This is a genomic window from Caulobacter vibrioides (genome assembly GCF_002310375.3).
GTDB lineage: Bacteria > Pseudomonadota > Alphaproteobacteria > Caulobacterales > Caulobacteraceae > Caulobacter > Caulobacter vibrioides_D.
The window spans coordinates 1,845,678-1,866,241 of the sequence record NZ_CP023315.3 but is presented as its reverse complement, the minus strand read 5'-3'; the positions used below and the strand labels follow the sequence as shown (position 1 = coordinate 1,866,241).

Here is a 20,564-nt window from a genome sequence, read left to right as displayed (position 1 = left end):
CAGAGCGGCCGATCTACGCGACGGCCGTGACAGGAAGGTTTCAGACCTTCCGCTTCATGCGAACCTCGCGGACGGTGCCCGTCGAAGAGTTCATCACCAGCGTGTGGGTGTGGACACAGCCGTCGCGATAGACGACGCCGTCCAACAGGCCGCCACGGGTCACGCCGGTCGCGGCGAAGATCGCCTCGTCGCGAACGATCTCGTGGAGGTCGTATTTCTTGTCGAGTTCCGTGACGCCCCAGCGCACGGCGCGTGCGCGCTCGTCGGCGTTGCGGAACAGCAGGCGCCCCTGGAACTGTCCGCCGACACACTTCAACGCCGCGCAGGCCAGCACGCCTTCAGGCGCTCCGCCCGATCCGAGATAAAGGTCGATGCTGGTCGACGGGTCGGTCGTGTTGATGACGCCGGCGACGTCGCCGTCGGTGATCAGATGAATACGGGCGCCGGCGGCGCGAACGCCCGCGATGATCTCGGCGTGTCTCGGCCGATCCAGAACGCAGACCGTGATCTCCGAGGCCGCCACGCCCTTGGCGTCGGCGACCGCCTGAATGTTCTCGGCGGGAGAACGGTCCAGATCGATCACCCCGGCCGGCAGGCCAGGACCGCAGGCGATCTTGTCCATATAGGTGTCGGGCGCGTTGAGCAGCGTGCCCTTGGGCGCCCAGGCCATCACCGTCAGCGCATTGGGCTGGGACTTGGCCGCCAGAGTGGTGCCTTCCAGCGGGTCCAGCGCGATGTCGATGCGAGGGCCCTTCCCCGTACCGACCTTCTCGCCGATGTAGAGCATCGGCGCTTCATCACGTTCGCCTTCGCCGATGACGATCTCGCCGTCGATGTCGAGCTCATTCAAGGCGTTGCGCATCGCGTCGACCGCGGCCTGATCGGCGGCCATCTCGTCGCCGCGACCCAGCATGGTCCACGAGGCGATGGCGGCGGCTTCGGTCACGCGAACGGCGTCCAGGACCAGAGCACGGTCCAGGGTGTTCGAACTCATCCGTTTCTCCCGACCGCCTCGACCGAGGCGGCCTTGTTCCCAATGTCGCCTTCGTCGCCCAGTTTTTCGGGTCTTTAGATGCGCGCGACGCGCAGAAGGCGGGGACGCTCTAGCACGGTCTGCAGCTTTTCGATGCGGCTAATCGCGTCCAGGAGGTTCGATTCAGGCGTCGCATGGGTAACGAGCACGATCGGCACCCCACCCGCCCCTTCCACAGGCTTTTGCAGGAAGCTGTCGATCGACACGCCGCATTCGGCCAGGGTTTCCGAGATCGCCGCGATCACCCCGGGCTGGTCCTGGACCATCACGCGCAGATAGGCCTTGCCCACCGCCTTGGACGGATCGATCGAGACAAAGGGCTTCAGGTCGCCGGCCGGCGCCTGGAACACCGGGCGCACCGCCCGGGTCATCACGTCGGCGATGTCGGCCGCGACCGCGGCAGCCGTAGGACCCGCGCCGGCGCCGGGCCCCTGCAGGAAGATCCGGCCAATGCGCTTGCCCTCGATGAACAGGGCGTTGAGCGCGCCGCCGGCCTGGGCCAGCGGATGATCCAGCGGCACCAGCGATGGATGCACCTTCACCGCGACGCCATCCTCGGACTTGGCCGCGCCGGCGATCAGTTTGATCCGGTAGCCCAGGTCTTTGGCCAGCTTGATGTCGAGCAGGTCGACCTCGCTGATGCCCTCGATCTCGGCGGCGGCGAAGTTGGGCGCGCAGCCGAACGCCAGCGCGGCCAGGATGCTGACCTTGTGGCCGGCGTCGAAGCCGCCGACATCCATGGTCGGGTCAGCCTCGGCGTAGCCGAGGCCTTGCGCTTCGCGAAGTACGTCGGCGAACGAGCGACCGGTCTTCTCCATCTCAGACAGGATGAAGTTGCAGGTGCCATTGCGGATGCCGGCCACCGAGATGATATCGTCGCCCACCAGGGCCTCGCGCATCATCTTCACGGCCGGGACACCGCCCATGACCGCCGCCTCGAACAGCAGCGGCGTGTTGGTGGCTTCGGCGAGCGCGGCCAGCTCGGCGCCATGCTCGGCGATCAAGGCCTTGTTGGCCGTGACGACCGGCTTGCCAGCCTTCAGAGCGGTCTCGACCGCAGCCTTGGCCGGACCATCCGACCCGCCGACCAGCTCGACGAAGATGTCGATCTCGGGCGAGGCGGCCAGCGCCACCGGGTCGTCGAACCAAACGAGGTTCGAGATGTCGACCGTACGCGGCCGCGACTTCGATCGGGCGGACACCGCCGTCACGACCGCTTGGTCGCCGGCCGGCGCGAAGCCGGGACGCTCCGCCAGGAACTGCAGGAGCCCACCGCCGACCGTACCCAGGCCCGCGACGCCGACGCGCCAGGTCTTGTTCGTCATCTTCGAATCCTCGTTACGCCGTCCGACGCAGCCTTCTTAGGCCTGTTCCATCTTGTTGTGGGCCTTGGCCAGGATGGAGTCGGCGTTGGTGATGAATTTCTTCACGTTGCGTGCGGCCTGGCGGATGCGGTGCTCGTTCTCGACCAGACCGATCCGCACATAGCCTTCGCCGTACTCGCCAAAGCCGATGCCCGGCGCGACAGCGACGCCGGCTTCCTCGATCAGCAGCCGCGAGAACAGCATTGAGCCGGCTTCGCGATATGGTTCGGGGATCTTGGCCCAGGCGAACATCGAGGCCGGCGGGTTTGGGATGTCCCAGCCTGCGGCCTTCATCGACTTGATCAGCGTGTCGCGGCGGCTCTTGTAGATGCCGCGGATCTCGTCGACGCAGTCCTGCGGACCGTTCAGGGCCGTCGCGGCGGCCACCTGCACGGGCGTATAGGCGCCGTAGTCGAGATACGACTTCACGCGCGCCAGGGCGGCGCAGATGCGCGCGTTGCCGACCACCATGCCCACGCGCCAGCCGGCCATGGCGTAGGTCTTCGACAGCGAATTGACCTCGACGGCGATGTCCTTGGCGCCGTCCACCTGCAGGATCGACGGCGGCGGATTGTTGTCGAAATAGATCTCGCCATAGGCGACGTCGCTGATGACCAGCAGGTCGTGCTTCTTGGCCAGCGCAACAGCGTCCTTGTAGAAGTCCAGGTCGACCCACTGGGCCGTCGGGTTCGACGGATAGGACAGGATCAGCACGCTGGGCGGCGGCACCGAGTGCTTCACCGCGCGGCTGATGTTGGAGAGGTACTCCTCGGGCGATAGGGCCGGCACGTGGCGGATGATACCGCCCGCCATGATGAAGCCGAAGGCGTGGATCGGATAGGCCGGGTTCGGGCAGATGATGACGTCACCTGGTCCAGTCAGCGCCTGGGCCAGGTTTGCGAAACCCTCCTTGGAGCCCAGTGTGGCGATGACCTCGGTGTCCGGGTTCAGCTTCACGCCGAAACGGCGGCCATAGTAGTTGGCCATGGCCTTGCGCAGGCCAGGCACGCCCTTGGAGGCGGAGTAACGCCCAGCCTTGGGATCGCGCGCGGTCTCGATCAGCTTGTCGACGATATGCTGCGGCGTCGGCATGTCGGGATTGCCCATGCCGAAGTCGATGATGTCGGTGCCTTCGGCGCGCAGCCGGGCCTTGATCTTGTTGACCTCCTCGAAGACGTAGGGCGGGAGGCGACGGATACGGTGAAAATCGGTGCTCATGAGGGCTCTATGCGCCGCTTCGGCGCTTTGGGAGCGAAAGTCGGGCATGGATAGACCCCAAGCGGGGCCAAGCCAAGCCAGCTAAAGGAAGATTATGCCTCCGTCGCCCTATTGGGGCTGGGACGGAGGCGCGCTAGCTCGGCCGCGGGCTGCGCGGGCGAAGGCTTCGGTGTTTGCGCGGTCGGCTTCGGTCGGCGCGGCCAACGCAGGCGGGTTGGCGTCGCGACGCGCCTTGGCGGCGTAGGGTTCCGAGTCCTTCAGTTCCCAGGTGTTCGGCGCCGTCGCCTTGGTCAAAGCCGCGCCTGCGGCCTGCTGCTGTACGACGTTCGCGCGAATCTGCGCGTTGGTCGGCACATCCTTCGGGATCACGGGGATGTCCGAGAACTTCCGGCGCGGTCCCTTGGTGTTGGCCGCAGCCGTGGCGGCCGCCGCGACGGGCGAGCTGGGATCGACCTTGCTGGACGAGAACGGGCTGGCGCACGCGGTCACACCGGCCGCAAAGCCGAGGATCAAACCAACGCGTACGATTTTGCGGGTTTCGCCGTTCATCTTGTTTCTGGTCTTATGCGATGATCGCGGCGAGCGAAAGGCGTTCAGCGCTTTTCTCTAGCCGGCTTTGGATTCGCGGAGGAAACCTCATGGCCACGGCGAAGGCCGCCCCCAAGCCTCGGAAGAAGGCCGCGACGAAGGCCGATGAGGCCGCGAAGGCTGAAAAGGCCGCCGCGAAACCCAAGGCCGCCGCCAAGTCGGCAAAGCCGAAAGCAAAGCCTGAAGCCATCGAGGCGCCGCCGCAGAGCGATTCGGCCCGCGCCTCCCCGCCGCCGCGTGAAGACGCTCGCGCCTTCCCACCGTTCGAGACCATGCTGTCGCCCGATCAGTTGAAGATGGTCGAGACCCTGTCGGCGAATCTCGCGCGCGCCGCGGTCACCGCCCAGGGCGCGATCGCCGAAGCGGCGTTGCGCCAAGCCGATCGCCCCGCCGCCCTGAGCCCGGATCCCTTCCACGTCGCCCCGGCGCTGAACGAGGTGATGACCCGTCTCGCGGCCCAGCCAGATCGGCTTATGCGGGCCCAGGCGGACCTTTTTGGCCAGTACATGGAACTCTGGCAGAACGCGGCGCGACGCGCGGCCGGGGAAGCGGTCACCCCTGTGGTCGCCCCCTCGGCTGGCGACAAGCGCTTCAATGATCCTGACTGGGCGTCGAACCCGATGTTCGACCTGATGAAGCAGTCCTACCTGCTCTCGTCGAACTGGTTGAATGGGCTGATCGCCGAGGTGGACGGGGTCGATCCCGCGACCAAGCGCAGGGTCGAGTTCTTCACCAGGATGCTGACCGACGCGTTCTCGCCGTCGAACTTCCTGATCTCAAACCCGGCCGCCCTTCGCGAAGTCGTCCAGACCCAGGGGCAGAGCCTGGTGCGCGGCATGGAGAATTTCGCGGCGGACCTCGAGCGTGGCGGCGGCCAGCTGGCGATCAGCCAAACCGATCTGGCCAAGTTCAAGGTCGGCGAGAACGTCGCGACCGCCCCGGGCAAGGTCGTCTACCAGAACGACATCCTGCAGCTGCTGCAGTTCGACCCGACCACGGACACGGTGTGCGAGATCCCGCTGCTGATCTTCCCGCCGTGGATCAACAAGTTCTACATCATGGACCTGCGGCCAGAGAACTCGATGATCCGCTGGCTGACCGGCCAGGGCTTCACGGTGTTCGTCGCCTCGTGGGTCAATCCCGACCAGACGCTCGCGGCCAAGACCTTCGAAGACTACATGTTCGAGGGAATCTACGACGCCACCCAGCAGGTGATGACCCAGTGCGGGGTCGATCGGGTCAACACCGTCGGATACTGCATCGGCGGCACCCTGCTTTCGGTCGCCCTGGCCCACATGGCCGCGCGCGGCGACAAGCGGATCAACTCGGCCACCTTCTTCGCCGCCCAGCAGGACTTCGCCGAAGCCGGCGACCTGCTCCTGTTCACCAACGAGGAGTGGTTGCAGTCGATCGAGCAGCAGATGGATCAGGCGGGCGGCTTCCTGCCCAGCCAATCCATGGCCGACACCTTCAACGCGCTGCGGGGCAATGACCTGATCTGGTCGTTCTTCGTCAGCAACTACCTGATGGGCAAGGAGCCGCGCCCGTTCGACCTGCTGTTCTGGAACGCCGATCAGACGCGGATGCCCAAGGCGCTGCATCTGTTCTATCTACGCAACTTCTACAAGGACAACGCCCTGACAACCGGCAAGCTCAGCCTGGGCGGCGAGCATCTGGATCTGTCGACGGTCAAGACGCCGATCTATGTTCAGTCCTCGAAGGACGACCACATCGCCCCCTATCGCAGCGTCTATCGCGGCGCCAAGGCGTTCGGCGGTCCGGTGACCTTCACCATGGCGGGCTCGGGCCACATCGCCGGCGTGATCAATCACCCCGACGCCAAAAAGTACCAGCACTGGACCAACGACGAGCTCCCGGCGGACGTTTCGCAGTGGATCGCGGGCGCGCAGGAGCAGCCAGGCTCCTGGTGGCCGCACTGGTCGGCGTGGCTGAAGTCGCGCTCTGGCGAGCAGGTTCCAGCCCGTGACCCGGCCAAGGGCAAGCTGAAGCCGCTGGAGGACGCCCCCGGTTCGTTTGTGCTCGTAAAGTCACAACCGTAGCGCTTATCGCAGGCCATCCGCCGCAACAGTCGAAAACGAACCCTGTTCGCCTAAAAGTCGCCAGGATCATGGCCAAGCTTCCGCGCCATGCTCACGCTCAACCGACGGACAGCCTTGGGGATATTCGCTGCCGCGCCCTTCCTGGCGCGGGCGGACCTTAGCCACGCGCTGATTCCGGACGCGGGGCGAAAGCTGGCGGCGGCGGCGAGAGCCCAGATCGGCATTACGGTCGCCTACGACGCCAGTTACCGCTCCATTGGGTATCCGAATGGCGATGTCTTGCGGACGAGCGGCGTCTGCTCCGATGTGCTGATCCGCGCCGCCCGCGACGCCTGGGACATTGACCTGCAGCGGCGCGTCCATGAGGACATGAAGACGGCGTTCGACGCCTATCCGTCGCGGCGCGAGTGGGGCCTGACTTCACCCGACGCTAACATCGATCATCGTCGCGTGCTGAACCTCGAAGCGTTCCTCGCGCGCCAGAACGCCAGGCTTCCCCTGCCCGGCCCGCGCCTTCTCGGCGGAGACGCGTTCCAGAACGTCGCCCCGGGCGATATCCTGACCTGGCGGCTGACGGGCGGACGTCCGCATCTGGGCGTCGCAGTCAGCGGGCCAGACCAAGTGCGCGTGGCGCACAATATCGGCGATGGCGTCAAGGAAGAGCCGCTATGGCGCTTCAAGCTTCACAAGCCCACCGGCCACTACCGCTGGCGGGTCTGAGACGGATCAGAGACCCGCGCCCTCGTCGAGACCCAGCGCGATGTTGAGGTTCTGCACGGCGGCGCCCGAAGCCCCCTTACCCAGGTTGTCGAGCAGCGCCACCAGGCGCGCCTGACCACTGGCGTCCGAACCGAACACGTACAGCTTCAGGCGATTGGTGCCGTTCAGGCCTTCGGGGTCCAAGGTGGTCAAACCCTTGGCTTCGTCCAGCGAAGCGACCTCGACGAACCGCTCGCCCTGGTAGTGGTCCGACAGCGCTTGATGGATCGCGCCAAGCGACGGCGTCCCGTGGAGCGTCGAGAAGTGCAGCGGCATCTCGACGATCATGCCCTGCATGTAGCGTCCCACAGCCGGAGCAAAGAACGGACGCTGCAGTAGGCCGCCGTGCTTTTGCATTTCCGGCACGTGCTTGTGCGCCTGCGACATCCCATAGATCCGGAACGGGACCTTGGTGAAGTTGGCCGCGCTCTCGTCCTCGAACTCGGCGATCATCGCCTTGCCGCCGCCGCTGTAGCCCGAGACCGCGTTGTAGGAGACAGGCAGTGCCGCCGGCAGGATCCCCGCCTCGACCAGCGGCCGCGTCAGGGCGATCGCGCCGGTCGGATAGCAGCCGGGGTTCGAGATCCGCTTGGACGCGGCGATCTTGCCGCGCTGGTCCTGGTCGAGCTCCGGAAAGCCATAGGCCCACCCCTCGGCCGTGCGATAGGCGGTCGAGGCGTCGATGATCACCGTGTTCGGGTCGCTGACTAGCGAGACGGCTTCCTTGGCCGCGTCGTCGGGCAGGCACAGGATCACCGCGTCGGCGCCGTTCAGCATCTCGGCGCGCGCATCGGCGTCCTTGCGCTTGTCGGGGTCGATCGAGACCAGTTGCAGATCGGTGCGGCCGATCAGGCGCTCACGAATCTGCAGGCCGGTGGTGCCGGCTTCGCCGTCGATGAAGACCTTGGGAGCGTTCGCCATGGCGGACTCCAATCCGAACAAGAGACAGAACAAGAAAAAGGGCGCTTCGGCAGAACCGAAGCGCCCCTTCCCGTAGACGTAATCGTCGCGATTAGCGCTTCGAGAACTGGAAGCTGCGGCGGGCCTTGGCCTTACCGTACTTCTTACGCTCGACGACGCGGCTGTCGCGGGTCAGGAAGCCGTGCGGCTTCAGGACCGGGCGCAGGCCGGGTTCGTAATAGGTCAGAGCCTTCGACAGGCCGTGGCGGATCGCGCCGGCTTGACCAGACAGACCCGAGCCTTCGACGGTCACGACGACGTCGAATTGACCCAGGCGATCGGTCACTTCCAGCGGCTGAGCGATCATCATGCGCAGCACCGGACGGGCGAAGTAGACTTCCTGATCACGACCGTTGATCGTGATGGAGCCCTTGCCCGGCTTGATCCAAACGCGAGCGATCGCGTTCTTGCGCTTGCCGGTCGCGTACGAGCGGCCTTGGGCGTCGATCTTGGGTTCGGCCGGAGCGGCAGCTTCCGGGTTGCTGGACAGGCTGGCCAGCGCTTCAAAGCCTTGTGCGTCGGTCATGACTTAGAGGCTCCGGGTGTTTTTGCTGTTGCGGGCCGCGAAGTCGACGACTTCCGGGCTCTGCGCTTGGTGCGGGTGCTCACCGTTGTTGTAGATGAGCAGGTGGGTCAGCTGCTTGCGAGCCAGCGGGCTCTCCTTGGGCAGCATGCGCTCAACGGCCTTCTCGAGGACGCGCTCGGGGAAACGACCGCCCAGCACCTTGCGGGGGGTGGTTTCCTTGATGCCGCCCGGGTGACCGGTGTGACGGTAGTAGACCTTGTCGTCCAGCTTCTTGCCGGTGAACTTCACCTTGTCGGCGTTGATGACGACGACGAAGTCGCCGCAATCGACGTGCGGGGTGTAGTCCGGACGGTGCTTGCCGCGGAGACGCATGGCGATGAACGAAGCCAGACGGCCGACAACGGCGTTCTCGGCGTCGACCACGATCCACTTCTTCTCGACCTCGGCTGGCTTCAAGGAAGCCGTGATCTTCTGCATTGGGATTGATCCGTAATTTTTAGTGCGTCCGGGGCCCTGAAAGAGGCTCCGTCGGCGTGAGCGGCGGCTGTTACGCGACGTGGCGAGGCCTGTCAACACGCAGATGGACACTTTTACCAAAATCCATTTTAAAACAGTAACTTAATGGATGGGGTATTATGATACCACATTCCTGTGTTCCAATCGTCATGAAACAGCGGCATAGCGTTCTACGCCCCCTTCCCGAGGAAAGATCCATGGTCGTATCCCGTCGAACCTTTCTGAGCGCAGCCGCCACCAGCATGGCCTTCGGCGCCTTCGCCGCACGGGCCCAAGACGGCGCTTCGCAGGCCGAGACCTATCTGAACGAAGTCACCGGCTATGGACCTCTGGTGCGCGATCCCAAGGGCATGATCGACCTGCCCGCCGGCTTCCGTTATCGCGTGATCGCCCAGGTCGGCGAGACGATGAGCGATGGCCTGCTCCTGCCTGGCAAGTTCGACGGCATGGGCTGCTTCGCGGCCGGCGACGACAAGGTCCTGCTGGTCCGTAATCACGAGATGTCGGCGTCTGACGTCGAGAAGACCGCGTTTGGTCCGCGCCAAAGCCTCATCGACCGCATCGACCGCAGCCGCGTCTGGGACTTCAACGGTGACGGCGCCGCGTTCGCTGGCGGGACGAGCACCCAGCTCTACAATCTCAAGACCGGCCAGACCGAGCGCCAGCACATGAGCATCGCGGGCACGCTGGTCAATTGCGCGGGCGGCGTCACGCCTTGGGGTTCGTGGTTGACCTGCGAGGAGACCACGCTCGCGGCCGGCGCCCGAGCCGGCAAGAGCCACGGCTATGTCTTCGAGGTCCCCAGCGCCCACATCGGCCTGGTCGAGCCTGTCGCCCTGACCGGGATGGGCCGCTTTAAACATGAGGCCGCGTGCGTCGATCCGCGCACCGGGGTCGTCTATCTGACCGAGGATGTCGCCGACAGCCTCTTCTATCGCTACCTTCCCAACGATCGCCGCAACCTGGCGGCCGGCGGCCGTCTGCAGGCCCTGGGTCTCGTCGATGCGCCGGAAGGCGGTGACACCCGGAACCAGAGCGAAAAGTCCTTTGCGACAGGCGGCTGGAAGGATGTGCGCTGGATCGATCTGGACGGCGTCGATAGCCCCAATGACGACCTGCGTCGGCGTGGCCACAAGGCGGGCGCTGCGATTGTCGCTCGCGGCGAAGGGCTCTTCTTCGGAAACGGCGAGCTCTATTTCACGGCTACGTCGGGCGGCCCCAAGGGCGCCGGTCAAATCTTCCGCTATGTGCCCAGCGCCGTCGAAGGCCAGCCGGGCGAGGCGGATCAGCCGGGTAAGCTTCAACTGTTCGTCGAAAGCCAGAACACTAGCGTTCTTGACTATGCCGACAACCTGGTTGTGGCGCCCTGGGGCCACGTCATCGTTTGCGAGGACCGCTATTCGGACACCCTTCGCAATCACCTGCGCGGCATCACGCCCGAGGGTAAGGTCTATACGCTGGCCCGCAACGTCCACGCGGCCAATGCGGAGTTCGCCGGCGCGTGCTTCTCGCCTGACGGCGGCACCCTCTTCGTCAACCTGCAGAACCCAGGCTTCACCCTGGCGATCTCAGGCCCCTGGGGCGAGGTCAAGGCATAGTCCAGAGCGCGTTCAGTCCGCGCGTGTCCAGAGCCTGTCCGGTTCAGGTGGTTTCATCTCAACCAGACAGGTTCTAGGCGGCGGCGCTCCGGAGACGTAACCGAGCGCCGATCAAGGCCTGCGCACGCGCCAGGCGAACATCGTAGACGCCGCCAGCAGAACCGCCGCGCCGGCTTGATGGAGCACGCCCAGGCTGATGGGCACGGCCGCGACCAGCGTCCAGACGCCAAGCGCCGCTTGGAGCGAAACGACGACCGCCACCGCCAGGGCCGCTTGCTTGCCATGCGGAACCAGCAAGCGATCGCGCTGGGCTATCACCGCGATGGCTATGCCCGCGATCACAACCGCATAGGCGATCAGACGGTGGTTGAACTGGACCGCCGCCTGGCTGCGCGCCAGCGTGCTCCAGATTCCGGCGGTGGCATAATCGCTTGGGAAAAAGCGCCCATTCATGAGCGGCCAGTCATTGTAGACGAGGCCCGCGTCATTGCCCGCGACCAGGGCGCCGAGCAGGCTCTGAAAGAAGACCGCCCCCAGAAACGCCAGCGCCCAGCCGCGCCAGGGGCTGCGCTCTTCCACACGCGGCGCGCCGTTCCAGGCGTCCAGCGCGGTCCAAATCAGCAAAACGAAGAGCGCCAGGGCCAGGCCAAGGTGCGTCATCAGACGCTCCGGCGCGACCGAGACCCGCTCGGACAGACCGCTGGACACCATCCACCAGCCCACCAGCCCTTGCAGGCCGCCCAGGCCCAGCATCGCTGCGCAACGCCAGATCAGGCGGCGAGGAATGTCCCTACGGATCAGGAACACCACGAATGGAATGGCGAAGGCGGCGCCGACGATGCGTCCCAGGAAACGATGCGCCCATTCCCACCAGAAGATGCCCTTGAACTCCTGGAGGGTCATGTCCGGGTTGACCAACTGGAACTGGGGGATCTGCTTGTAGAGCTCAAAGGCCTTGAGCCAGGCTTGGTCCGACATGGGCGGCAAAGCGCCCATGATCGGCTGCCACTCCGTGATCGACAGGCCAGAATCCGTCAGACGGGTCGCCCCGCCGACGACAACCATGGAGAACACCATGGCGGCGACGATGAAGAGCCAGATCGCGACAGGGCGCGAGCGGTCGGAACGCAGGAAAGACGTCATGGGCTCGGAAAAGCGTCACTTGTGGGCCGAATTGCGGCGAACCTTTCCCTACGCCTGAGAAGGGACTGCATCAATCTCTCTGTGGCCCGACATGACGGAGCCGCCGCTTCGTGCGAAAGATCGCCAGTTGCCAACGGTGCGGAGCGATCGATGAGCGGAATGGGGGTTTTCGCGGCCGCGGTGATCGGCATCCTGGCGGGCTGGATCGCGGATATCGTCCTGGCTCGTCGCCACTCGCTGTTCATCAAGCTCTTGATCGGCGTGATCGGCTCGTTCATCGGAGCCTTCATCGCCTCACGCATCGACCTGCACCTGGCCGGCTTCATTGGTGAGCTGATTGTCTCCAGCGTCGGCGCAATCCTGTTCCTGGCCATCCTTGGCCTCATTCGGAGACCCGCGTGAACACCCCTTCCGGCCCGCCCCGCATGATACCCGCGCGCCTGCGGAAGCTGATCGGCTCGATCGGCGTCATGGTGATTCTGTTCGCGTGGATCTGGATCTTCACCAGCCTCTACGACCACCTCCCGCAGAACCGCTTCATCCACCTGGTTTATTTCGTGGCGCTGGGCATGGGCTGGATATTGCCCGTAATCCCGCTGATCAGCTGGATGGGCAAGGCTGACGAGCCCTTGAACACGGGCGAGCGATAGCGCTGGAAACGAAAAAGGCCGCCCTTCCGGGCGGCCTTTGATCTTCCACGCTTTTCCCGAAGGAAATGGTCGGAGCGACAGGATTCGAACCTGCGACCCCTTGACCCCCAGTCAAGTGCGCTACCAGGCTGCGCCACGCTCCGACGCGGAAGGAGCGCCCTTATAGGCGCCGCCCTGCCCTTGGGCAACACCGATTTGGGCAGAAATCAACCGCGCGCCAAAAGTCCGTCGAGCCGGGATTTGATCGCGGTGAGATCGGCTAGCGCGAAGGCCAGTCGATCGCGCTTCCGCTCACCGATCGCGGACTCCTCGCGAGGCGTTTCGTAGTCGAAGTCAGCGTCCAGCGTCGCCGAGCCGTTCGAGCCCAGGCCGGCCGCGATGACGTGCGCGAGCCCTTGATCACGATGCAGCTTCTGGACGCCCTTGATGGTCAGTCCTTCGCTGTGCAGCAAGGTCCGGACCCCGTTGAGCACGGCGATGTCTTGAGGGCGATAGAACCGACGGCCGCCGGCGCGTTTCATCGGGCGGATGAAAGAGAACTTGGTTTCCCAGAAGCGAAGCACGTGCTGCGGCACGCCAAGCTCCTCGGCGGCCTCTGAGATCGTGCGGAAGGCGTTTGGTCCCTTCGCCACCGCAATCGGTCCCTAGTCGCCCAGAGCGCGATCGATACGCGCCTTCATGACCTGCGAGGCTCGGAAACCGATCACCCGGCGCGGTTCGATTTCGGCGGGCTCGCCCGTCTTGGGGTTGCGGCCCATACGGGCGCGCTTGGCGCGAACCTGAAATACGCCGAAACCCGACAACTTGACGGTTTCGCCCTGCTCCAACGCCTCGGCGACGAGGTCGAGAGTGCGCTCGACCAGCCCCGCGCAGTCTTGGCGGGTAAGCCCGACTTCCTCATGAACCGCCTCGCACAGGTCGGCTCGGGTCAAAGTAGCGCCCTTCATGCAACCCCCTTCACGCGTATCGGGGCGATTCAAAGACCGCCCTTGATGGAGTACTCGCGGCGAACCTTGGCATGATGCGACCGCCCTCAACTGGCCGCGCCCAGGTCCACCGAGCCGCGATTACCGCATGAAGTCAAAGACTCAACGCCAGGAGTTCATGCCCTGACGCAGGATCGCGCAAGGCGATATCGACTGCAGATCAACCTAGAGCCGGATGACGCAAGCGCCCCAGGTCAGCCCGCCACCCATCGCCTCAAGAAGCAGCAGATCGCCCTTTTTGATTCGCCCGTCCTTGATGCCATGCGCAAAGGCCAGCGGGATCGAGGCGGCGGAGGTGTTGGCGTGGATGGCCACGGTCGAGATGACCTTCTCCTCGTCGATGCCGCAGCGATGCGCAACGCCCTGGAGAATGCGCTGGTTAGCCTGATGCGGGATGAACCAGTCGACGTCGGCGACCGCGACGCCAGCCCGTTCGGCGGCGGCTCGGATCGCTTCAGAGATGTTGACGACCGCGTGCTTGAACACCTGATTGCCCAGCATGCGCAGCTTGCCGACCGTCCCGGTCGTCGACGGCCCGCCATCGACATAGAGCAGGTCCTGCTTGGTCCCATCGGCGCGCAAGGCGAAGCCCAGCATGCCCCGGTCCGCGGTTGTCCCCTCGCCTTCGCCTGGCTCGAGCACCACGGCGCCGGCGCCGTCGCCGAAGAGGACGCACGTGCCCCGATCGCTCCAGTCCATAAGGCGGGTCATGGCTTCGGCGCCGATCACCAGCGCGCATTTGGCATGGCCCCGTGCGACGAAGCCGTCAGCCACGCTCAGCGCGTATACAAAGCCCGAGCAGACAGCCTGAACGTCGAAGGCGATGCCGACCGGTGCCCCCAGCTTGCGCTGAACGATGGTGGCGGTGGCCGGAAACGTCAGATCTCCCGTGGTGGTGGCCACAATGATAAGGTCGACGTCGGCGGCCGTCTTGCCCGCCGCCGCCAGAGCGTCCTTGGCCGCCTCGAACGCCAGGTCCGACACGGGCTGATCGTCAGCCGCCTGATGGCGTTGGCGAATACCGGTACGCTCGACAATCCACTCGTCACTCGTGTCGACAAACTTCGCCAGATCGTCGTTGGTCACGACCTTGGGCGGCAGATGGGCGCCGACGCCCGTTACAACGCTTCGCACTACGCTCACTCGGCCGCTCCCTGGGCGTCTGCGCCGGACCCCAACCCGTGCTCGGGCTTGGTCGTCGCCGCCGTGGCGGTCAGGCGCTTGAGATTTCTGTCGATCTCGGCGCGGAAATCGCTGCGCGCGAGGTTCGCCGCGACTCGGATGGCCGAGGCGAAGCCGTTGGCGTCCGCGCCACCATGGCTCTTCACCACGATGCCGTTCAGGCCGAGCAATGGCGCGCCGTTCACGCGGCTAGGGTCCAGGCGGTGACGCATCTTCTTCAGAGCGCCCGATGCGATCAGCGCGCCCAGCATGGCCAAGGGGCCCGAGGTCAGGGTCGATTTGATCTCATTGGAGAAGAACCGCGCCAGCCCCTCGGCCGTCTTCAACGCAACATTGCCCGTAAAGCCGTCCGTCACGACGACATCCACCGTACCGTAGGCGATGTCGTTACCCTCGACGAAGCCGTGATAGTCGAAATCCAGAGTGGTCTCGCGCAGGATGGCGTGCGCCTCGCGCACTTCCTCGTGCCCCTTCTGGTCCTCGGAACCCACGTTCAGAAGCCCGACCGTAGGCCGCTTGGCCCCATGGACGGCATGGTGGAACGCCGCGCCCATGATGGCGAACTCGACCAGCTGAGAGGCGTCGCTCTCGACGTTGGCGCCGACGTCCAGGACGGTCGTGACTCCCTTCATGGTCGGCCAGTTGGCGACGATGGCGGGCCGCTCCAGCTCGGCGCCCATCCGCAGAATCAGCTTGGAGATCGCCATCAGAGCGCCGGTGTTCCCGGCGGAGACACAGGCCTGAGCCTGGTTTTCGCGCACCGCCTCGATCGCGTTCCACATGCTGGAACCCTTGCCCCGGCGCATGGCCTGGGCCGGCTTCTCGTCCATGCCGATGGCCTTGTCGCAATGGCGAACCTCGCTCACCGCCTTGGCTGCGGGACATTTCGCCAGTTCGGCCTCGATCGCGGCGCTGTCGCCGTGCAGCAGGAACCGCACGCCTGGAAGGGCCCTAAGCACTTGGGCGATCCCAGGGACAACGACTGAAGGGCCGTGGTCGCCGCCCATGGCGTCGACGGAGATGACGAGGGATTGGGACACGTGGCGCTGTGAGCTCCGGCAGGCGGTCACGCCGCCCTGAGGGCGGCGGACGATACATCCGCGTGATTATCACGCAATCAGGCGAGTCGGGCCTAGCCAGCCTGATGAGCGCTGGGCCGACCGATCAATATCAATCTAGCGGTTTTCGAGCCGCCGGTCCTTCGCAGACGACTTCAGTCTTCCTCGCGCTTGAGATCGAGGGTCTTCAACGCCGAGAAGGGCGAAAGCTCCGTCAGCTCCGGCGGCTGGACGAACACCGCGCCCGGCTTGCGGGGGAACGGGTCCAGCTCCAAAGCCAGATGTTCGACGACATAGCCCGACACATCGATCGTTTCGCCCTCAAGGACATCCGGCGGATCATCACCGTCTGGGTCAGCCCCAAGGTCCCCGAACTCCTCCTGAGGAGCGTTCTGACTATTCGCCGGCAAGACCTTCAAAGCGAAGCGCGCGTCGATCGGCGTCTCGAAGTCGTCGGCCGTCGCGCTGCAGGTCTGGACGACACGGGCGCGCAGCACGCCCGAAACACTGGCGCCATCCAGCCAAGAGGACAGATAGACCTCGGCGTTGAACGCCTGGAGACTGACCAGACCCAGTTGCTTGGCGATGGCCTTGCACTGCTCGGCCGAAGGCTCGAGCCGCAGGCTCACGGATCCACGATCCACCTGGGCCAAGGGGATCTCGCAGGGCCAGGCTGCGGTCATGGGTTCGGCCAAGTCACGTCTCCTTGCAGCAAGGCGTCCAGCGGCTGAGCCGCCAACGCTTCGCGCACCTTGATCACATAGCCCGTCAAGGCCGCCGCGTCGCCCTCACCACGCTCTTCAAGAGCGTTGCGGGCGATAAAGCCGCTGGTCGCGGCCGTTTCGGGCAGGCTGGCGACCGCGTCGTCATAAGCTTTCAGGCGGCCGTAAAAGGCCCCCGCCAGCTTCTTCATCTTCTTGCCGACCGAGGTGTCTGAAACACCGATCTCGCGGAACGCGTCGTCGAGGCCCTTCACATAGGCGTCGAACACGGCTTGCGACGTCTCGGCCGCCGCGTCGCCCTGCCCCTTCAGGCGCTCGACCAGAAAGATCACGTGCAGGCTGAAGAGCTCGAAGCGCCCCTCCATCGAGTCGCGGACGCCGTAGTCGCGATAAAAGATCGCTGATCGAGCTTGCCCGACCGCGGACGCATAGAGCTTGGCCCCCGCCGCCTTGGCGGGTCTTGGCTTCAGCCATCTGTCCAGAAACATTCAAACGCCTCGATTTCGCCGCGACATCCCGTTATGCGCGGTATCCGCCTTCACGCGGGCATTGAACTAAGCCCGCGCGGGCGATAGGTCAAAGTCTGCATTTTTCCGGTTCGGAGCCTTGATGTCTCGCCCCGCCGTTTTCGCCGCCGCCGTCCTGGCCTTAGCGCTCGCTTCTTCGGCGTGCACGCCGCTGACAAGCTACTCCGGTTTCCAGGCCATCGAGGCCAAGCCGGCCGAGATGAAGGTCGGTGAGGACAGCAAGTCCACCCTGATGGAAAAGCTCGGCTCTCCGTCTGCGGTTTCGACCTTCGACAACAACACCTGGTACTACATCTCGCAGACGACGGACCGCGTGGCCTTCTACATGCCGCGGGTGATCAAGCGCGATGTGGTCGCGATCAAGTTCAACGCGGCCGACGAAAAGGTCGCCTCGGTGGACACCTACACCCTGCAGGACGGGAAGATCATCGCCTACAATGGTCGCGAGACGCCGACCCGTGGCCGCGAGATGACGATTCTCGAGCAGTTGCTGGGCAATGTCGGTCGCGGCGGCATGCTGCCGCAGGACGATACGGCTCCGGGCCAACGCCCCGGCAACCGATAGACCCAGGTCGCCCCGTCGACTTTAGAACAGGCCGCTCACCCCAGGTGGGCGGCCTTTTTCGCGCCAGGGTGCGCATCGTCGCACAGTCGCTACTCAGACTGGCAAGATGAAGCGTCGCATTTTATTCTGAATGTCAGATTCACGACCCCAATTCGGGTCCCAAGCGCCAGTTGAAAGACTCTATCAACTCAATCCGATGTTTTCTTGACTCTAGCCGCGAAGATTTCGCGGCTCGAATTCACGACTGCGAGGGAGGCGCTCAGTGGAGGGAATGGATTTCCGCGACGTGTCGGTCCTGCTCGTCGACGACAACGCCAACATGCGCAAGGTCGTCGGCACGATGCTCAAGGCGGCGGGCGTCCGTCGGATCCGTGAAGCCAACGACGGTCTTGAGGGGCTGAAAGTCTTTCAGACCCAGGAAATCGACATCATCTTCACCGACCTGATGATGCAGCCGGTGGATGGCCTGGCGTTTATCCGCTGGATCCGCACCTCTACGGCCAGCCCGAACCACTTCGTGCCGATCATCATGATGACGGGCCACGCCACGCAGCGCACCTTGAACGAAGCGCGGATGGCCGGCGTGACGGAGTTCCTAGCCAAGCCTCTGACGGCGCGCGGCGTGATGCACCGCATCAACGAGATCGTGAACAATCCTCGCCCCTTCGTTCGGGCCAGCGAGTACTTCGGGCCGTGCCGGCGCCGGCGGATCGATCACGACTTCCAGGGCGTGGATCGTCGCGGAGCCGCGCCCAACGCCGTTCAGGACGCGCTTGAGGAAATGAACCTCGAAGACATCTACTAAACGGCCGCCGAGCGCGCCGGCGGCTAGACCGCATAATGCAAAACGCCCCGGAGCAGGCTCCGGGGCGTTCGCATTTAAGGCTGTCCTCAGAAAGATCAGCCGCCGTGAGCCAAAACCGCCAGAAGCAGCAAGGCCACGATGTTGGTGATCTTGATCATCGGGTTCACGGCCGGACCCGAGGTATCCTTGTAGGGGTCGCCGACGGTGTCGCCCGTCACAGCGGCCTTGTGGGTCTCGCCGCCCTTCTTGTGCAGGACCCCGTTCTTGTCGGTGAAGCCCTCTTCGATGACCTTCTTGGCGTTGTCCCAGGCGCCGCCGCCGCTGGTCATCGAGATGGCGACGAACAGGCCGGTGACGATCACACCCATGAGCATGGCGCCGAGGGCTGCGAAGGCGTCGACCTTGCCGGCGATGGCCTGGATCACGAAGAACAGAGCCACCGGCGAGACGACCGGCAGTAAGCTCGGCACGATCATCTCGCGGATGGCGGCCTTGGTCAGGATGTCCACGGCCTTGCCGTACTCCGGCTTCACCTCACCCGTCATGATGCCGGGGTTCTCGCGGAACTGACGGCGCACCTCGGCGACGACCGACTCGGCCGCGCGGCCGACGGCGGTCATCGACATGCCGCCGAACAGGAACGGCAGCAGACCGCCGAACAGCAGGCCGACCACGACGTACGGGTTCGAGAGATCGAACGTCACCGGGCCCATGCCGTCGAAGAAGCTGCCCGGCTCAGCGTTGGCCGAGAAGAACTTCAGGTCTTCGGTATAGGCGGCGAACAGGACCAGGGCCCCCAGACCGGCCGAACCGATGGCGTAGCCCTTGGTGACGGCCTTGGTGGTGTTGCCCACGGCGTCGAGCGCGTCGGTGGTGACGCGAACTTCCGGCGGCAAACCGGCCATTTCGGCGATGCCGCCGGCATTGTCGGTGACCGGGCCAAAGGCGTCCAAGGCGACGATGAAGCCCGCCAGCGACAACATGGTCGTGGTGGCGATGGCGATGCCGAAGAGGCCTGCCAGATTATAGGTCACCACGATGCCGACGATGATCGTCAGAGCCGGCAGAGCCGTGGACTCCAGCGACATGGCCAGACCTTGGATCACGTTGGTGCCGTGCCCCGAAACCGACGCCTGGGCCACCGACTTCACCGGGCGGAAGCCGGTGCCGGTGTAGTACTCGGTGATCATCACGATCGCGGCGGTCACGACCAGGCCGGCCATGCCGCAATAGAACAGCGCGTCGGCGCCGTACGAGCGACCGTCCACTTCGACGGCGGTCGGAACCAGTTGATGGATCACATACCAGACGGCCGGGATCGACAGGAGGCCGGTCACGATGAGGCCTTGGTACAGCGCGCCCATGATGTTCTGGCTCTTGCCCAGACGGACGAAGAACGCGCCGATGATCGAGGTGACGATACACACCGCGCAGATCGCAAGCGGCAGCAGCATCATCGCGCTGACAGCCTCGGTTCCGCGGAAGAAGATCGCCGCCAGCACCATGGTGGCGACCGTGGTCACCGCGTAGGTCTCGAACAGGTCGGCGGCCATGCCGGCGCAGTCGCCGACGTTGTCGCCCACGTTATCGGCGATCGTCGCGGCGTTGCGGGGATCATCTTCGGGAATACCGGCCTCGACCTTACCCACCAGATCGCCGCCCACGTCGGCGCCCTTGGTGAAGATGCCGCCGCCCAGTCGAGCGAAGATCGAGATCAGCGAAGCGCCAAAGCCCAGCGCGACCAGCGAGTCCACAACAACGCGGTCCGTGCCTTCATGGCCGGTCGACAGCAGGACAAGGTAATAGCCCGCCACACCGATCAGGGCGAAGCCGGCCACCAGCATGCCGGTCACCGCGCCCGAGGTGAAGGCCATCGAAAGACCCTTGGCCAGGCTCTCCGAAGCCGCTTGCGCGGTGCGGACATTGGCGCGCACCGAAATCAGCATGCCGGCGAAGCCCGCCGCGCCCGAGAGGGTCGCGCCGAGCGCAAAGCCCACAGGTTGCTCCCAGGATTTAAAGAAAAACGCCAGAGCGGCGACCACAACCACGCCGACGACGCCGATCGTCGTGTACTGGCGGTTCAGATAGGCCTGGGCCCCTTCCTGGATCGCCGCAGCGATCTCCTGCATGCGCGCGTTGCCGGCCGAGGCCCGCATTAGACTGGCTGTCTGCACGGCGCCGTACAGCACCGCCAGAAGCCCGGCCCCGATGGCCAGATAAAGCCAAAGACTCATTAGTTCTTCGCCCCTTCGCGTTTCTCAATCACGAGGGGACGCCGATCCAGGCGAGAGCGGAATGACGAAC

General features: G+C 64.9%; 22 protein-coding genes and 1 tRNA gene. 7 read left to right on the top strand and 16 right to left on the bottom strand.

Annotated features, from left to right (window positions below):
• Positions 1-40 precede the first annotated feature (40 nt).
• From glpX to CA606_RS08870, 4 genes are all read right to left on the bottom strand, one after another.
• On the bottom strand, positions 41-994 hold the full coding sequence (gene glpX, locus CA606_RS08885; RefSeq protein WP_096051461.1) for a class II fructose-bisphosphatase: 954 nt from the start codon (positions 992-994) through the stop codon (positions 41-43).
• A 74-nt stretch (positions 995-1,068) separates the two neighbouring features.
• Positions 1,069-2,358 carry a homoserine dehydrogenase gene (locus CA606_RS08880; RefSeq protein WP_096051462.1) on the bottom strand — a complete coding sequence of 430 codons (1,290 nt, stop codon included), beginning with the start codon at positions 2,356-2,358 and terminating at the stop codon, positions 1,069-1,071.
• 36 nt (positions 2,359-2,394) lie between these two features.
• Positions 2,395-3,615 carry an LL-diaminopimelate aminotransferase gene (locus tag CA606_RS08875; RefSeq protein ID WP_096051463.1) on the bottom strand — a complete coding sequence of 407 codons (1,221 nt, stop codon included), beginning with the start codon at positions 3,613-3,615 and terminating at the stop codon, positions 2,395-2,397.
• A gap of 108 nt (positions 3,616-3,723) precedes the next feature.
• Positions 3,724-4,164 (bottom strand): hypothetical protein, encoded by a 441-nt coding sequence (locus CA606_RS08870; protein ID WP_096051464.1) that lies wholly within the window; start codon positions 4,162-4,164, stop codon positions 3,724-3,726.
• Positions 4,165-4,253: 89 nt separating this feature from the next.
• Here CA606_RS08870 and CA606_RS08865 point away from each other — a divergent pair, with 89 nt between their 5' ends.
• Both CA606_RS08865 and CA606_RS08860 read left to right on the top strand, forming a co-directional pair.
• On the top strand, positions 4,254-6,263 hold the full coding sequence (locus CA606_RS08865) for a class I poly(R)-hydroxyalkanoic acid synthase (RefSeq protein WP_181242859.1): 2,010 nt from the start codon (positions 4,254-4,256) through the stop codon (positions 6,261-6,263).
• Between the two features lie 87 nt (positions 6,264-6,350).
• Positions 6,351-6,983 carry a DUF1287 domain-containing protein gene (locus CA606_RS08860; RefSeq protein ID WP_096051465.1) on the top strand — a complete coding sequence of 211 codons (633 nt, stop codon included), beginning with the start codon at positions 6,351-6,353 and terminating at the stop codon, positions 6,981-6,983.
• A 6-nt stretch (positions 6,984-6,989) separates the two neighbouring features.
• On the opposite strand, the gene argC is transcribed toward CA606_RS08860, so the two are convergent.
• From argC to rplM, 3 genes are all read right to left on the bottom strand, one after another.
• A complete protein-coding gene (argC, locus tag CA606_RS08855) occupies positions 6,990-7,943 on the bottom strand; it encodes an N-acetyl-gamma-glutamyl-phosphate reductase (protein ID WP_096051466.1) in 954 nt (317 codons plus the stop codon).
• 91 nt (positions 7,944-8,034) lie between these two features.
• Positions 8,035-8,508, bottom strand: coding sequence for a 30S ribosomal protein S9 (gene rpsI, locus CA606_RS08850; protein WP_096051467.1), 474 nt, complete (start codon positions 8,506-8,508; stop codon positions 8,035-8,037).
• A 3-nt stretch (positions 8,509-8,511) separates the two neighbouring features.
• Entirely contained in the window at positions 8,512-8,985 is a 474-nt protein-coding gene (gene rplM, locus CA606_RS08845; RefSeq protein WP_096051468.1) for a 50S ribosomal protein L13, read from the bottom strand.
• A 236-nt stretch (positions 8,986-9,221) separates the two neighbouring features.
• Here rplM and CA606_RS08840 point away from each other — a divergent pair, with 236 nt between their 5' ends.
• Positions 9,222-10,622 carry an alkaline phosphatase PhoX gene (locus CA606_RS08840; RefSeq protein ID WP_096051469.1) on the top strand — a complete coding sequence of 467 codons (1,401 nt, stop codon included), beginning with the start codon at positions 9,222-9,224 and terminating at the stop codon, positions 10,620-10,622.
• Positions 10,623-10,733: 111 nt separating this feature from the next.
• Here CA606_RS08840 and CA606_RS08835 read toward each other — a convergent pair whose 3' ends face one another.
• A complete protein-coding gene (locus tag CA606_RS08835; RefSeq protein WP_096051470.1) occupies positions 10,734-11,765 on the bottom strand; it encodes a COX15/CtaA family protein in 1,032 nt (343 codons plus the stop codon).
• Between the two features lie 150 nt (positions 11,766-11,915).
• Here CA606_RS08835 and CA606_RS08830 point away from each other — a divergent pair, with 150 nt between their 5' ends.
• Positions 11,916-12,167, top strand: coding sequence for a GlsB/YeaQ/YmgE family stress response membrane protein (locus CA606_RS08830; RefSeq protein WP_096051471.1), 252 nt, complete (start codon positions 11,916-11,918; stop codon positions 12,165-12,167).
• Positions 12,164-12,415 (top strand): DUF2842 domain-containing protein, encoded by a 252-nt coding sequence (locus CA606_RS08825; RefSeq protein ID WP_181242858.1) that lies wholly within the window; start codon positions 12,164-12,166, stop codon positions 12,413-12,415. The genes CA606_RS08830 and CA606_RS08825 overlap by 4 nt, the downstream gene beginning before the upstream one ends.
• Positions 12,416-12,481: 66 nt before the next feature.
• Here CA606_RS08825 and CA606_RS08820 read toward each other — a convergent pair.
• The 7 genes from CA606_RS08820 to CA606_RS08790 form a co-directional block, all read right to left on the bottom strand.
• Positions 12,482-12,558 (bottom strand) — tRNA-Pro (locus CA606_RS08820).
• A gap of 63 nt (positions 12,559-12,621) precedes the next feature.
• The gene (locus tag CA606_RS08815) at positions 12,622-13,047 is read right to left on the bottom strand and encodes a MerR family transcriptional regulator (RefSeq protein ID WP_096051473.1); all 426 of its coding nucleotides are present in this window, start codon (positions 13,045-13,047) and stop codon (positions 12,622-12,624) included.
• A gap of 12 nt (positions 13,048-13,059) precedes the next feature.
• The gene (locus CA606_RS08810; protein WP_096051474.1) at positions 13,060-13,362 is read right to left on the bottom strand and encodes an integration host factor subunit alpha; all 303 of its coding nucleotides are present in this window, start codon (positions 13,360-13,362) and stop codon (positions 13,060-13,062) included.
• A 204-nt stretch (positions 13,363-13,566) separates the two neighbouring features.
• Complete coding sequence (locus CA606_RS08805; RefSeq protein ID WP_096051475.1) at positions 13,567-14,544, bottom strand: beta-ketoacyl-ACP synthase III; 978 nt, start codon at positions 14,542-14,544, stop codon at positions 13,567-13,569.
• Complete coding sequence (gene plsX / locus CA606_RS08800; RefSeq protein WP_096051476.1) at positions 14,541-15,623, bottom strand: phosphate acyltransferase PlsX; 1,083 nt, start codon at positions 15,621-15,623, stop codon at positions 14,541-14,543. Before plsX ends, CA606_RS08805 begins: the two co-directional genes overlap by 4 nt.
• A gap of 173 nt (positions 15,624-15,796) precedes the next feature.
• Complete coding sequence (locus CA606_RS08795) at positions 15,797-16,336, bottom strand: YceD family protein (protein WP_096051477.1); 540 nt, start codon at positions 16,334-16,336, stop codon at positions 15,797-15,799.
• Complete coding sequence (locus CA606_RS08790; RefSeq protein ID WP_096051478.1) at positions 16,321-16,851, bottom strand: ubiquinol-cytochrome C chaperone family protein; 531 nt, start codon at positions 16,849-16,851, stop codon at positions 16,321-16,323. Before CA606_RS08790 ends, CA606_RS08795 begins: the two co-directional genes overlap by 16 nt.
• Before the next feature lie 121 nt (positions 16,852-16,972).
• Between CA606_RS08790 and CA606_RS08785 the strand changes: the two genes are divergently transcribed.
• Together CA606_RS08785 and CA606_RS08780 are read left to right on the top strand one after the other, a co-directional pair.
• A complete protein-coding gene (locus CA606_RS08785) occupies positions 16,973-17,455 on the top strand; it encodes an outer membrane protein assembly factor BamE (RefSeq protein ID WP_096051479.1) in 483 nt (160 codons plus the stop codon).
• A gap of 262 nt (positions 17,456-17,717) precedes the next feature.
• Positions 17,718-18,260 (top strand): response regulator, encoded by a 543-nt coding sequence (locus CA606_RS08780; RefSeq protein ID WP_181242857.1) that lies wholly within the window; start codon positions 17,718-17,720, stop codon positions 18,258-18,260.
• 95 nt (positions 18,261-18,355) lie between these two features.
• Here the strand turns inward: CA606_RS08780 and CA606_RS08775 are convergent, their stop codons facing one another.
• Positions 18,356-20,494, bottom strand: a complete 2,139-nt coding sequence (locus CA606_RS08775; protein ID WP_096051481.1) for a sodium-translocating pyrophosphatase — start codon at positions 20,492-20,494, stop codon at positions 18,356-18,358.
• Between the last annotated feature and the right edge of the window lie 70 nt (positions 20,495-20,564).

Excerpts from the sequence above, each read along its gene's own strand:
- glpX (WP_096051461.1), bottom strand. The coding sequence starts at position 994 with ATGAGTTCGAACACCCTGGACCGTGCTCTGGTCCTGGACGCCGTTCGC.
- CA606_RS08880 (WP_096051462.1), bottom strand. The coding sequence starts at position 2,358 with ATGACGAACAAGACCTGGCGCGTCGGCGTCGCGGGCCTGGGTACGGTC.
- CA606_RS08875 (WP_096051463.1), bottom strand. The coding sequence starts at position 3,615 with ATGAGCACCGATTTTCACCGTATCCGTCGCCTCCCGCCCTACGTCTTC.
- CA606_RS08870 (WP_096051464.1), bottom strand. The coding sequence starts at position 4,164 with ATGAACGGCGAAACCCGCAAAATCGTACGCGTTGGTTTGATCCTCGGC.
- CA606_RS08865 (WP_181242859.1), top strand. The coding sequence starts at position 4,254 with ATGGCCACGGCGAAGGCCGCCCCCAAGCCTCGGAAGAAGGCCGCGACG.
- CA606_RS08860 (WP_096051465.1), top strand. The coding sequence starts at position 6,351 with ATGCTCACGCTCAACCGACGGACAGCCTTGGGGATATTCGCTGCCGCG.
- argC (WP_096051466.1), bottom strand. The coding sequence starts at position 7,943 with ATGGCGAACGCTCCCAAGGTCTTCATCGACGGCGAAGCCGGCACCACC.
- rpsI (WP_096051467.1), bottom strand. The coding sequence starts at position 8,508 with ATGACCGACGCACAAGGCTTTGAAGCGCTGGCCAGCCTGTCCAGCAAC.
- rplM (WP_096051468.1), bottom strand. The coding sequence starts at position 8,985 with ATGCAGAAGATCACGGCTTCCTTGAAGCCAGCCGAGGTCGAGAAGAAG.
- CA606_RS08840 (WP_096051469.1), top strand. The coding sequence starts at position 9,222 with ATGGTCGTATCCCGTCGAACCTTTCTGAGCGCAGCCGCCACCAGCATG.
- CA606_RS08835 (WP_096051470.1), bottom strand. The coding sequence starts at position 11,765 with ATGACGTCTTTCCTGCGTTCCGACCGCTCGCGCCCTGTCGCGATCTGG.
- CA606_RS08830 (WP_096051471.1), top strand. The coding sequence starts at position 11,916 with ATGAGCGGAATGGGGGTTTTCGCGGCCGCGGTGATCGGCATCCTGGCG.
- CA606_RS08810 (WP_096051474.1), bottom strand. The coding sequence starts at position 13,362 with ATGAAGGGCGCTACTTTGACCCGAGCCGACCTGTGCGAGGCGGTTCAT.
- CA606_RS08790 (WP_096051478.1), bottom strand. The coding sequence starts at position 16,851 with ATGTTTCTGGACAGATGGCTGAAGCCAAGACCCGCCAAGGCGGCGGGG.
- CA606_RS08785 (WP_096051479.1), top strand. The coding sequence starts at position 16,973 with ATGTCTCGCCCCGCCGTTTTCGCCGCCGCCGTCCTGGCCTTAGCGCTC.
- CA606_RS08775 (WP_096051481.1), bottom strand. The coding sequence starts at position 20,494 with ATGAGTCTTTGGCTTTATCTGGCCATCGGGGCCGGGCTTCTGGCGGTG.